The organism is Pseudomonas sp. Irchel s3h9, from assembly GCF_900187475.1.
Lineage (GTDB): Bacteria > Pseudomonadota > Gammaproteobacteria > Pseudomonadales > Pseudomonadaceae > Aquipseudomonas > Aquipseudomonas neuropathica.
The window spans coordinates 44,931-57,108 of record NZ_FYDH01000002.1 but is presented as its reverse complement, the minus strand read 5'-3'; the positions used below and the strand labels follow the sequence as shown (position 1 = coordinate 57,108).

At 58.1% G+C, this 12,178-nt stretch carries 10 protein-coding genes; 3 read left to right on the top strand and 7 right to left on the bottom strand.

The window, feature by feature from the left end; translation table 11 throughout:
* Positions 1 to 121 precede the first annotated feature (121 nt).
* The 6 genes from CKW26_RS03160 to CKW26_RS03135 form a co-directional block, all read right to left on the bottom strand.
* Positions 122 to 889: an SDR family oxidoreductase gene (locus tag CKW26_RS03160; RefSeq protein WP_034152479.1), complete on the bottom strand. Its 768-nt coding sequence runs from the start codon at positions 887 to 889 to the stop codon at positions 122 to 124.
* A gap of 22 nt (positions 890 to 911) precedes the next feature.
* The gene (locus tag CKW26_RS03155) at positions 912 to 1,979 is read right to left on the bottom strand and encodes a phosphotransferase family protein (protein WP_095047468.1); all 1,068 of its coding nucleotides are present in this window, start codon (positions 1,977 to 1,979) and stop codon (positions 912 to 914) included.
* A gap of 220 nt (positions 1,980 to 2,199) precedes the next feature.
* Positions 2,200 to 3,168: a 2-hydroxyacid dehydrogenase gene (locus CKW26_RS03150; protein ID WP_095047467.1), complete on the bottom strand. Its 969-nt coding sequence runs from the start codon at positions 3,166 to 3,168 to the stop codon at positions 2,200 to 2,202.
* A gap of 171 nt (positions 3,169 to 3,339) precedes the next feature.
* Entirely contained in the window at positions 3,340 to 3,768 is a 429-nt protein-coding gene (locus CKW26_RS03145) for a hypothetical protein (protein WP_095047466.1), read from the bottom strand.
* Positions 3,769 to 3,783: 15 nt separating this feature from the next.
* A complete protein-coding gene (locus CKW26_RS03140; protein WP_095047465.1) occupies positions 3,784 to 4,263 on the bottom strand; it encodes a DUF4822 domain-containing protein in 480 nt (159 codons plus the stop codon).
* Between the two features lie 467 nt (positions 4,264 to 4,730).
* Complete coding sequence (locus CKW26_RS03135; protein WP_095047464.1) at positions 4,731 to 5,114, bottom strand: tautomerase family protein; 384 nt, start codon at positions 5,112 to 5,114, stop codon at positions 4,731 to 4,733.
* Positions 5,115 to 5,355: 241 nt separating this feature from the next.
* Here CKW26_RS03135 and CKW26_RS03130 point away from each other — a divergent pair, with 241 nt between their 5' ends.
* The 3 genes from CKW26_RS03130 (at position 5,356) to CKW26_RS03115 (ending at position 9,087) form a co-directional block, all read left to right on the top strand.
* On the top strand, positions 5,356 to 5,550 hold the full coding sequence (locus CKW26_RS03130; protein WP_095047463.1) for a hypothetical protein: 195 nt from the start codon (positions 5,356 to 5,358) through the stop codon (positions 5,548 to 5,550).
* 529 nt (positions 5,551 to 6,079) lie between these two features.
* Positions 6,080 to 7,360, top strand: coding sequence for an HAAAP family serine/threonine permease (locus tag CKW26_RS03120; protein WP_095047461.1), 1,281 nt, complete (start codon positions 6,080 to 6,082; stop codon positions 7,358 to 7,360).
* Between the two features lie 80 nt (positions 7,361 to 7,440).
* Positions 7,441 to 9,087 carry a SulP family inorganic anion transporter gene (locus CKW26_RS03115; protein WP_095047460.1) on the top strand — a complete coding sequence of 549 codons (1,647 nt, stop codon included), beginning with the start codon at positions 7,441 to 7,443 and terminating at the stop codon, positions 9,085 to 9,087.
* Positions 9,088 to 9,292: 205 nt separating this feature from the next.
* On the opposite strand, the gene acnB is transcribed toward CKW26_RS03115, so the two are convergent.
* Positions 9,293 to 11,902 (bottom strand): bifunctional aconitate hydratase 2/2-methylisocitrate dehydratase, encoded by a 2,610-nt coding sequence (acnB, locus tag CKW26_RS03110; RefSeq protein ID WP_095047459.1) that lies wholly within the window; start codon positions 11,900 to 11,902, stop codon positions 9,293 to 9,295.
* Between the last annotated feature and the right edge of the window lie 276 nt (positions 11,903 to 12,178).

Below are 12,178 nucleotides of genomic sequence, written 5' to 3'. Positions count from 1 at the left end.
CCCTGTAGGAGCTGCCGAAGGCTGCGATCTTTTGATTTTGATTTTTTTACAAATAAGATCAAAAGATCGCAGCCTTCGGCAGCTCCTACAGGGACAAGATCAGTTCAAGTCCCGAGTCGAATCAGGACAGAAACCCACCGTCCACATTCAGCGCAACCCCGGTGGTGTAGCTCGACGCATCGCTCGCCAGGTACAGCACCGCACCGGCCATTTCGCTTGGATCAGCCACACGCTTGAGCGGGATCTGCGTCAGCGCTTGCTTGAGAATCGCATCATTCTTCACCAGTGCCGAGGCAAATTTGGTGTCGGTCAAACCCGGCAGCAGCGCGTTGCAGCGGATGCCGAACTGCGCGCACTCCTTGGCGAAGACCTTGGTCATGTTGATCACCGCCGCTTTGGTCACCGAGTAGATGCCCTGGAAGATCCCCGGCGAAATGCCGTTGATCGACGCGACGTTGATGATGCTGCCGCCACCGTTTTCGCGCATCAGCTTGCCGGCTTCGACCGACATGAAGAAGTAGCCACGGATGTTCACGTCAACGGTTTTCTGGAACGCACTCAGATCGGTGTCCAGCACATTGCAGAATTGCGGGTTGGTCGCGGCGTTGTTGACCAGAATATCGAGGCGGCCGAACTGTTCCTTGATCCCGGCGAACACCTGGCTGATCTGTTCCATTTCACCGATGTGGCAGGCCACGGCCGTGGCTTTGCCGCCGGCGGCGATGATCGCGTCGGCGACGTGCTGGCAGCCGTCGAGCTTGCGGCTCGACACGATCACATGGGCGCCTTGCTGGGCCAGCAGTTTAGCGATGGCTTCACCGATGCCACGGCTGGCGCCGGAAACGAAAGCAATTTTACCGTCGAGGTCGAACAACTGAGTCTTGGACATAAGGGTTCCTGGGTGTGGGCCGTCAGAGGCTCGATTTCGCAATGACCTGCAAGCTCATCTGCTCCAGCAGTTTGTTCATGTGAATGAACTGCGCGAAGCGTTTGTCCTGGGTCTGGCCGTGGTAGAAGCGGTAGTAGATCTGCTGCACGATGCCGGCCAGACGGAACAGGCCGTAGGTGTAGTAAAAGTCGAAATTGTCGATCTGGATGCCCGAACGTTCGGCGTAGTAATCGACGAACTCGCGGCGGGTGAGCATGCCCGGCGCGTGGCTTGGCTGGCGGCGCATCAGTTGCACCGGCGCCGGATCGTCCGCCTGAATCCAATAGGCAAGGGTGTTGCCCAGATCCATTAACGGATCGCCGAGGGTGGTCAGTTCCCAGTCGAGCACGCCAATGATCTGCATCGGGTTGTGCGGGTCGAGGATGACGTTGTCGAAGCGGTAGTCGTTGTGGACGATACTTGAGGTCGGGTGGTCGGCCGGCATCTTGTCGTTGAGCCAGGCTTTTACTGCTTCCCAATGCGGCGCATCCGGGGTCAGGGCTTTTTCGTAGCGCTCGCTCCAACCTTTGATCTGACGGGCGACGTAGCCTTCCGGTTTGCCCAGATCGCCCAGGCCGCAGGCGTTGTAGTCGACGCGGTGCAGTTCGACGAAGCGCTCGATAAAGCTTTTGCACAGGGCTTCGGTCTTTGCCGAATCAAGGCCCAGCTCCGGCGGCAGCTCCGAGCGCAGGATGATCCCTTTGACTCGTTCCATGACGTAGAACTCGGCGCCGATCACCGATTCGTCGGTGCAGTGCACGTAGGCTTTCGGGCAATACGGAAAACCGTCGCGCAATTGATTGAGGATGCGGAATTCACGGCCCATGTCGTGGGCGGACTTGGCCTTGTGGCCGAACGGCGGACGGCGCAGGACGAATTCCTGTTCCGGGTATTCCAGCAGGTAGGTCAGGTTCGACGCACCGCCAGGAAACTGGCTGATCGCAGGTGTGCCGCTCAGGCCGGGAATGTGCGCCTTGAGGTACGGATCGATCAGGCTGGCATCGAGTTCTTCGCCAGAGCGGATACGGGTGGACTGGTCAGTAAGCGCCATGCTTATCCCTTCTGCTTATTTTGGAGGCCAGACATCATTGGCTAATCTAATAGCGCGCTCGGGTCGCCACAAGCGCGAGTCGGTCTTATAGGCTAGCGTGTTGCCCGATAATCACCTTTGGGAATGTGCGCGAAAGGTCGCGGTGAACCAAGGTTTAGCGGATATGCCGTGGCCGAAAAGGAGGGCTGGGACGAGCGCTCGCCACGTCGTCCGGTGTGCTTCAGTGCACGCGCTGGTTGTTGAGTTTCGGAGGCAAGGCAATGGGCGTCAGTACCGGTTCGCCCGAAAAAAACGCCACGAGATTTTTGCCCACCAACTCCACCGTGCCTTGAGTGGCTTCCGGTGACAGACCGGCGACGTGTGGCGTCAGAAGCACGTTGCTCAGGGTTTTCAGCGCATCCGGCACTTGCGGCTCGTGGTCGAACACATCCAGTGCGGCGCCGGCAATTTTGCGTTGCTCAAGCGCCGTGATCAGATCCGCCGTGGCGATCACACTGGCGCGGGCGATGTTGACGATAAAGCCTTTCGGCCCAAGCGCATCGAGCACCGGGCGAGTCACCAGATGCTGTGTACCGATGCCGCCGGGCGTGGCGATGATCAGGAAATCCGAGGCCCGTGCCAGTTCGGTTGGCGTCGAGCAGAATGTGTAAGGCACATCGCTGCGCATCTGGCGGCTGTGATAGCTGATCTCCATGTCGAAGCCAAGGTGGGCGCGTTTGGCTATCGCCATGCCCACGGCGCCCAGTCCGAGAATCCCCAGGCGTTTGCCGGCCAGCGACGGGCGCATGATCTTCGGCCATTCACCGCGGCGTACCGCCGCGTCACAACGGGGGATATCCCGGACCAGCGCCAGCAGCATCGCCATCGCATGGTCGGCCACCGACGAGGCATTGACCCCGGCGCCGTTGGTGACGGTAATGCCACGGTTACTGGCGGCTTGCAGGTCGACCTGCTCGTAACCGGCGCCGATTACCGTGATGATTTTCAGCGCCGGCAGGGCGGTGATTTCATCGGAGGTCAGGCCCAGCGGGCCGCGGGTCAGCACCGCGTCGATGCGGCTGCCGTGAGTGGCGATGGCTTGCGCACGCTCGGCCGGCGTGGGGGCGAGGATCAGGTGAAAACCCTGATGTTCGAGGATCGGCAAATAGTCATTGATGGTTTCAACCAGTACCAGAACGGTTGCGGGCATTGCGCGGCTCCTGTGAACGTCGGCGGGTCGGTCGCGAAAGTCGTTTCAGAGTGCTGAATCCGCAGCGGCTTGGCAATCGTTGTCATTCGCGCAGTGGTGCTTTGATTCTGGACGGCTTCGGGCAAGAAGCAAGGGTAGGCAGCACACCGGTGATCCGGTGTGCTGTCGGCATCATTGGGCTGCTTGGGCTTTGGTTTGTTCTGCGAGGGCAATCGGCTTGAAATCATAGGTTGGATAAAACTCGGTTCGGTAACTGCCCCATGCGGTGTTTTCCAGGGCAAGGTTCACTTCTGCCAGCCGTGAGGCGGGGAAGCGTACGGTCACCACTTGGCCAATGCCCATCATGATGTTCCAGCTCACCACTTCGACCCCGGCAGGGGGGAAGGTCTTGTAGAAGCCTTGTTGTGTGAGCTGGGCCTTGAGTTCGCTCAGCGGGCGGGTCTGATCATGTTTCAGAAATACGGTCAGCATCATTGCATTGTCGGCGGTGGCAACAGTAGTTGTGGCGGGTTGGGTGGCGGCTTGCGCACTGACTCCGGCGCAATACACCGTGGAGGCCAGCAACGTCGACATCAGCAGGGTTTTGACTGTCTTTTGCATGTTGAACTCCAGGTTTTATTGTTTGATGGCGGATTTGGTTTCTACGGTGCCGGTATACGGCGCGTGAACGACATGAATACGTACAAGTGGATTGTTGTCGATCATGTCGCGGGGGACTTCCCGAGAGTAAGTGAATTCACTGTTGTTCAGTGTTTCCAGGCGCCTGACAATTGTTTTGGTCGGACCGACATCGGGTACCAGAATGTGCTGTTTCTGGTTACCGGTGACAAAGAAATAACCGCCTCCGCCTTTGTTGTACTTTGACTCGCCCGTGTCGGTGTAAAAGAACTCGTATCGATTACTCTCGGGATCCCAGGTCGATATACCTACGACGCCGGGATACTTCGCCTTGACGTCTGTTTCAGGAGCGCCATCGATGTAGACCTTGGTAGTCAGCCATCGCGGCGAAGAAGCCAGCTCGCGGACATCAGCGCTGGCAAGCGGGGTGAAAAGCAGTCCGGTCAACAGCAGGCCGGTGATCGTGCGCTTTTGCATGCTTTTTCCTCTTTATCAAACTTCGAAGGTCGTTTGCGATTGGTCTTTCGTCATTCAGGACGTGGAAAATATAGGCCTGAAAAAGAGGAGTGTTCAATGGCTGCGTAGTTGCTTGTAACAAATGACTGTTATTCGGATTTCGGTAATATTTCGTCGTGGTTTTATTAGGTGTTTTTGGTTGTAGGAGTATTCTGAAGTATCGATAAGCGAAGGGCTTTTTATTGGTGTTTTCTGTAATTCATAGCGCAGATGACATTAGAGAAGTACACGCAGTTGTAGGACGGAGGATAAGGTTACAAATTCGTGATTGACGCAACCGCAGACAGCGAAGTTGCGTCAATTTCAAGGAGCGTTTCTTTTAAAACCTGAAATGAGCACTGTCGATTACTCGTGCGAAGGCAGCGCCGAGGGTTGCGTTGTGATGTTTGATGATCGCTTCGGCCGGTAGCTGGCTGTCAATTGCGTGGTCAGGTGACGTACTGGGCAATGCCATTGCCGAATGACCAGTTCTCTTTTTTTACCTCGACCAGATTGATGAACACGTCTTCCAGGCGCACCGCCAACTGCGCGTGCAGGCGCTCGGCGATGGTTTTGAACAGCAATTGCTTTTTCTCCACCGTGCGCCCTTCGCTGATGGTGATCTGAATGAATACCACGCCGTCGCTGCGCTGGATCCCCAGGTATTGCGGGTCGTAGACCAGGTGCTGGCCATCGTGCTCGGTCAGGATCTGAAAGTTGTCGTGCTCGGGCACATCGATACAACTGCGCAGGGCGGCGTAGATCTGCTCGCCGATGCGCTTGGCGAAGTTGGGGTCGGGGTTTTGTCTGATGTCGACGCGAACCAATGGCATGGGAAGGCTCCGCAGGGCAGGGGGACTCATTTCACGCTAGATCATGTGGGCCAAATTGAAAGGCACGGGTACTTGATCGCGAGGTGTTTTCTGAAAGGTCTCTGTATGAGGCTGCCTACCTGACTCGCGGATTTTGCCTACGAATTCGACAGATCCGTCCGCTATCGGGCAGTTGATGAATGCGAAATCATGAGGGCACAAAGCAGCCCGGGCACTCAGTGCTAAACGCCAAGGAAGGCACATGCTTCAGAATGATCGAGAAAACCTGGAACTCGAAAGACTACAAAACGAATCCCGCAAGCTCATTGTCGAGAGGCGCAAGCTCATGGCTGAGGAAAACAAACTCAAGCGAGAAAGGTTCTGGTACCCGGTGGCCGTAGGCACGGGACTGCTAACTGCGATTACGGCTGTATTCGGGATATTGACCAAGCTTTGAATGAAACGCTGCAAGCATCATGGTTTGCGATCAGGCGTATCGGATGCTCAACAACGATTTGCATAGCAGATTGATCTCGTGACTTCGCAAAGGACAATAAACATGTACACAGAAGATCCCAAGGCCAGAGTCGAACGACTTCGACGAGAGGACGCCGAGTTCGCTGAAGAGGCGAAAGGACTGTCCCCCGCGGAGATTCGCTCTGAATTATTCAGGTTCGCCATGGGGGCAATATTTGCGCTGGTCGTCATCACAATCGGAACCCTGGTTCTTCGTTCGGTCTGAAATGTGTTCTTGAACTCGCACGGTCATACTAAAAACGACATTCGGCGTGTCTTTGTACGACAGCCATTTTTCCGAAAACGACACTCGACTGATCTGCTCCGCACAACCATTCCTCAGCTAAGTCTTTGCTTCTGCTCATTTATCGCGGAGAATCGCGCCCCTGTTTCGGCCGGAGCATGTCTGTCGGTTTTTTCCGACGCGTCTGACCGAGTGGCAAGTGACCGGAATGCGGAGATCCGACCGGATGAATGATCAGGCCAATAGCGTCGAAGAGCGCTTTGATGCAGCAGCACCCGCTGAACTTTCGAGCTGGAATCGCCAGGACACCACCTGGATGTTGGGACTGTTTGGGACGGCCATCGGCGCCGGTACCCTGTTTTTGCCGATCAACGCAGGACTGGGTGGCTTCTGGCCGCTGGTGGTCCTTGCGCTGCTGGCCTTCCCGATGACGTTCTACGCGCACCGTGGTCTGACCCGCTTTGTGCTTTCCGGTCGTGAAGGCGCCGACATCACTGAAGTGGTCGAGCAGCATTTCGGCATCAAGGCCGGCGCGCTGATCACCTTGCTGTACTTTTTCGCGATCTTCCCGATCCTGCTGATCTATAGCGTCGGTCTGACCAACACGGTCGCCAGTTTTCTCGAACATCAACTGCACATCACGCCGCCACCGCGCGCTCTGCTGTCGTTCGTGCTGATCCTCGGTCTGCTGGCCGTGGTGCGTTGCGGTGAGCAGGCGATCGTCAAGGCGATGAGCCTGATGGTGTATCCGTTTATCGTTGCGCTGCTGTTCCTCGCCGTTTACCTGATTCCACACTGGAACGGCGGCATTCTCGCCACGGCTTCGCAGGTGCCGGCACCGTCTGCGTTGCTGCACACGCTGTGGCTGGCGATTCCGGTGATGGTGTTCTCCTTCAACCACTCGCCGATCATCTCGGCGTTTGCGGTCGATCAGAAGCGTCGTTACGGCGTCCACGCTGAAGAGCGCAGCTCGCAGATCCTGTCCCGCGCACACCTGTTGATGGTGGCGATGGTGCTGTTCTTCGTCTTCAGCTGTGTGCTGACCCTGTCGCCGGCACAACTGGCCGAGGCCAAAGCGCAGAATCTGTCGATCCTGTCGTACCTGGCCAATCATTTCAGCAATCCGACCATCGCTTTCGCAGCACCGTTGATTGCGTTTGTGGCGATCTCCAAGTCGTTCCTCGGTCACTACATCGGTGCCAGCGAAGGTCTCAAAGGCCTGATTATCAAGAGCGGCAAACGCCCGGGCGCCAAGGCGCTGGATCGCATCGTGGCGGCCTTCATGTTGGTGGTTTGCTGGATCGTGGCAACCCTGAACCCGAGCATTCTGGGCATGATCGAAACCATCGGCGGCCCGGTGATCGCGGCGATTCTGTTCCTGATGCCGATGTACGCAATCCGTAAAGTGCCAGCGATGGCCCGCTATCGCGGCCAGGCGTCGAACGTGTTTGTAACGGCTGTCGGCCTGGTAGCGATTTCGGCGTTGATTTATTCGCTGACCGCGTAAGCTACAACTCCAGATACTCAGCTACAGTGGCCGCTGCATACGACGTATGCAGCGGCTTTTTTTCGTCTGGAGACAGTGGATTGTCGAGCGCCCCGCAACCTGTAGAGCAACGCAATCGCTGGCGGGATGTACTCGCCGGTCTATCGATAGCCGGTCTCTTGCTGCCCGAAGCGGTGGCGTATTCGACCATTGCCGCGCTGGCACCACAGGCCGGGGTAATCGCGCTGTTTGCTGGGCTGTTCTGCTACGGGGTGTTCGGTACGAGTCGCTTTGCGATTGTCTCGGCGACGTCTTCTTCGGCGGCTGTGCTGGCGGCGGCGACGGCGACACTGGCCAATGGTGATCCGCAATTGCGCTCCGCTTTGGCGGTCGGTCTGGTTCTCATCAGCGGTGCGCTGTTTTTGCTGGCCGGGGTGTTTCGTCTGGGCAGTGTCACGTCCTTCATCGCCAAACCGGTTCTGCGCGGATTCGCCTTCGGCCTGGCGTTGACCATCATTCTCAAGCAGGTCGCCACTGTGGTGGGCGTGCATCTGACCGAGGCCAATCTGGTGCGCTTCGCCCCGCAACTGCTAGAACAACTGCCGCATTGGAACTGGATGGCCGCGGCTGTTGCGGCCGTCGCGCTGGTGTTGCTCGCGGTGTTTTCACGATTCCCGCGGGTGCCCGGTGGCTTGCTGGTTGTAGTGATCGGCATCGCCGCCGGGCAATGGTTGAATCTGTCGGCGTACGGCGTGCAGATGATCGGCATTATCGACCTGAGCCTGGAAGTTCCTAACCTGCCGGTGCTGCCATTCGCCGACTGGCTACGGCTGGGGGAGGTGGGTTTTGCGCTGGTGATGATTCTGTATGCGGAGTCTTACGGGTCGATCAGTGCGTATGCGCTCAAGCATGGCGATCGCGTCACCTCAAACCGTGATCTGTTGGCGTTAGGCGCATCGAATCTGCTCTCCGGATTGTTTCATGGCATGCCGGCCGGGGCAGGGTACTCGGCGACCTCGGCGAATGAAGCAGCAGGTGCGACGTCACGCTGGGCCGGCGGTGTGGCGGCGTTGGTGGTGTTAATCATCGTGCTGACGGTGTTGCCGTGGATTGCCCTGACCCCGGAGCCGATCCTCGCCGCGATTGTCATGCATGCGCTGGGTCGCGGTTTGAGTCTGCAGCCGCTGGGCCGCTACTTCATCTGGCGGCGGGATCGTGTGCTGGTGATCTGCGCGGTTACGGCCGTGTTGGTATTGGGCGTGCTGGACGGTCTGCTGGTTTCGGTGGCGATCAGTGTGCTGCTGATGCTCAAGCAGATGTCAGCCGCGGACATTCAAGTGCTCGGGCGGATTGATGGCGGGCACGATTTTGTCGATGTGCAGCGTCATCCCGTTGCGCGAACGGAGCCTGGCGTACTGATCATTCGGCCCAGTGAGGCGTTGTTCTTTGCCAACGTTGAGCGGATTCTGGGCGCGGCGTTACGGCTGATCCGCCATGCAGAAATGCCGGTGCATACGGTGATTCTGAGTCTCGAGGAGACGCCGGATCTGGATGGCACCAGCATTGAGGCGATGCAGGAGTTCTTTGTGCGGGTGCATCAGGAAGGCAAGCGTTTGATTCTGGCGCGGCTCAAGCATGAGGCGCTGGCGGTGCTGGAGGCGTTGCCCGAAGTGCAAGCCAACGCTGTGATCCTCAGCGGTTTGAGCGTCGATGGCGCCGTGCAGAAAGCCCTCAAGCTCAACCCGTAACCCTATCGGGAAATGCAGGTCTCTTGTCTGGTAAGAATCAAACGTGGGAGCGAGCCTGCTCGCGAAAGCGATTCATCATCCAATAGTTACATCGACTGACACACCGCTTTCGCGAGCAGGCTCGCTCCCACAGGGTCTATGTGTGAGGCATAAAAAAACGCCGCTCATCTCACGATGGGCGGCGCTTTTTCATTGCGTTGCAGCGTTAGGCTTGAACGACCGGGATGTTGGCGTTCGCAGCAGCTTCACGGAACTCGGCAATCTGGTCGAAGGACAGGTAGCGGTAGATATCGGCCGCCATGCTGTCGATCTTGCCAGCGTATTCCATGTACTCCTCGACGGTCGGCAGGCGACCCAGGATCGAAGCCACGGACGCCAGTTCGGCCGAAGCCAGGTAGACGTTCGCGCCGTCGCCCAGACGGTTCGGGAAGTTACGGGTCGACGTCGACACCACGGTGCTGTTCGGCTCAACGCGTGCCTGGTTACCCATGCACAGCGAGCAGCCTGGCATTTCCATGCGTGCGCCAGCCTTGCCGTAGATGCCGTAGTAGCCTTCTTCGGTCAGTTGGTGAGCGTCCATTTTGGTCGGCGGCGACAGCCACAGACGGGTTGGCAGCTGACCCTTGACCTGATCCAGCAGTTTACCGGCAGCGCGGAAGTGACCGATGTTGGTCATGCACGAACCGATGAACACTTCGTCGATCTTCTCGCCAGCAACGCTGGACAGCAGACGGGCGTCGTCCGGATCATTCGGCGCGCACAGTACCGGCTCGTTGATGTCGGCCAGATCGATTTCGATGACTTCGGCGTATTCGGCGTCGGCATCGGCTTCCATCAGTTCCGGGTTGGCAACCCAGGCTTCCATCGCTTGAGCGCGACGTTCCAGGGTACGCGCATCGCCGTAACCTTCACCGATCATCCAGCGCAGCAGGGTGATGTTGGAGTTCAGGTACTCGGTGATCGACTCTTTCGACAGCTTGATGGTGCAACCGGCAGCCGAACGTTCGGCCGAGGCGTCGGACAGTTCGAACGCCTGCTCCAGGGTCAGACCTTCCAGACCTTCGATTTCCAGGATGCGGCCGGAGAAGGCGTTTTTCTTGCCTTTCTTCTCGACGGTCAGCAGACCGTTCTGGATAGCGAAGTAAGGAATGGCATGAACCAGGTCACGCAGGGTGATGCCAGGTTTCATTTTGCCTTTGAAGCGCACCAGGATCGATTCCGGCATGTCCAGCGGCATAACGCCGGTGGCCGCAGCAAACGCAACCAGACCGGAACCGGCCGGGAACGAGATGCCCATCGGGAAACGGGTGTGCGAGTCACCACCGGTACCCACGGTGTCTGGCAGCAGCATGCGGTTCAGCCACGAGTGGATGATGCCGTCGCCCGGACGCAGAGAAACGCCGCCGCGGGTCATGATGAAGTCAGGCAGGGTGTGGTGGGTGGTCACGTCGATCGGCTTTGGATACGCCGCGGTGTGGCAGAAGGACTGCATCACCAGGTCAGCCGAGAAGCCCAGGCACGCCAGGTCTTTCAGTTCGTCACGGGTCATTGGACCGGTGGTGTCCTGAGATCCCACGGTGGTCATCTTCGGTTCGCAGTAGGTGCCAGGACGAACGCCTTGGCCTTCTGCCAGACCGCAAGCCTTGCCGACCATTTTCTGCGCCAGGGTGAAACCCTTGGTGCTTTCAGCTGGTGCTTCTGGCTTCTTGAACAGGTCGAACGGTGGCAGACCCAGTTCGGCGCGAGCCTTCTCGGTCAGGCCACGGCCGATGATCAGCGGGATACGGCCGCCAGCACGGACTTCGTCCAACAGCACCGGAGTCTTCATTTCGAAGGTGGTCAGGACTTCGTCGGTGCCGTGTTTGCAGACTTTGCCAGCATGCGGGTACAGGTCGATCACGTCGCCCATGTTCATGTTGGAAACGTCGAACTCGATTGGCAGTGCGCCGGCATCTTCCATGGTGTTGTAGAAGATCGGAGCGATTTTGCTGCCGAAGCAGAAACCGCCAGCACGCTTGTTCGGCACGTAAGGAACGTCGTCGCCGAAGAACCACAGCACCGAGTTGGTGGCCGATTTACGCGACGAACCGGTACCGACCACGTCACCGACGTAGGCGATCGGGAAGCCTTGACCGCGCATTTCTTCGATCTGCTTCATCGGGCCGATGGCGCCCTGCTGATCAGGAACGATGCCGTCGCGGGCCATTTTCAGCATGGCCAGGGCGTGCAGCGGGATGTCTGGACGCGACCAGGCATCAGGAGCAGGGGAGAGGTCGTCGGTGTTGGTTTCGCCGGTAACCTTGAATACGCGCAGGCTGATCTTGTCGGCCAGGGTCGGACGGTTTTTGAACCACTCGCCGTCAGCCCAGGATTGCAGCACGGCTTTAGCGTGAGCGTTACCGTTCTTGGCTTTTTCCGCGACGTCGTGGAACGCATCGAACATCAGCAGGGTGTGCTTGAGTTGCGCGGCAGCGACCGGCGCCAGCTCGGCGTCGTCCAGCAGGTCAACCAGAGTGACGATGTTGTAGCCGCCCTGCATGGTGCCGAGCAGTTCTACAGCGCGTTTTTTGTCCAGCAGAGGGGAGGAAACTTCGCCCTTGGCCAGTGCAGACAGGAAGCCGGCTTTGACATAGGCCGCTTCGTCCACGCCTGGTGGAATGCGATTGGTGATCAGGTCAACGAGAAATTCTTCTTCGCCAGCCGGAGGGTTTTTCAGCAGCTCGACCAGGCCTGCTGTTTGTTCGGCGTTAAGCGGCTGGGGAACGATACCCAGGGCTGCACGCTCTTCGATATGTTTGCGGTAGGCTTCAAGCACAGTTATTACCCTCATCAGTGGTCCCAAATGGGTGTCCGGGACGCTCATCCCGAAATTGCCGTACTCATGCTCCTCACGACGTTGTGGGTCGTTCGGCCAGAATTACCGGCAATTCCTTACAGAAGCTGCTTTCAAAGTTTTACGCCTGCAGAACGGGGAGCTGATGAGGGTTGGCGCTGGATTTTTCCCCGCTGGAAAAATCCCTCGCCAACACCGCTCTGAAGGAACGACTGTGCTCGTGACGCTTTGAAAACAGCTTCTAACGGACATTGGCGC

Coding starts and splice junctions, on each gene's coding strand:
- CKW26_RS03160 (WP_034152479.1), bottom strand. CDS start 889: ATGTCCAAGACTCAGTTGTTCGACCTCGACGGTAAAATTGCTTTCGTT.
- CKW26_RS03145 (WP_095047466.1), bottom strand. CDS start 3,768: ATGCAAAAGACAGTCAAAACCCTGCTGATGTCGACGTTGCTGGCCTCC.
- CKW26_RS03140 (WP_095047465.1), bottom strand. CDS start 4,263: ATGCAAAAGCGCACGATCACCGGCCTGCTGTTGACCGGACTGCTTTTC.
- CKW26_RS03150 (WP_095047467.1), bottom strand. CDS start 3,168: ATGCCCGCAACCGTTCTGGTACTGGTTGAAACCATCAATGACTATTTG.
- CKW26_RS03155 (WP_095047468.1), bottom strand. CDS start 1,979: ATGGCGCTTACTGACCAGTCCACCCGTATCCGCTCTGGCGAAGAACTC.
- CKW26_RS03135 (WP_095047464.1), bottom strand. CDS start 5,114: ATGCCATTGGTTCGCGTCGACATCAGACAAAACCCCGACCCCAACTTC.
- CKW26_RS03120 (WP_095047461.1), top strand. CDS start 6,080: ATGAATGATCAGGCCAATAGCGTCGAAGAGCGCTTTGATGCAGCAGCA.
- CKW26_RS03130 (WP_095047463.1), top strand. CDS start 5,356: ATGCTTCAGAATGATCGAGAAAACCTGGAACTCGAAAGACTACAAAAC.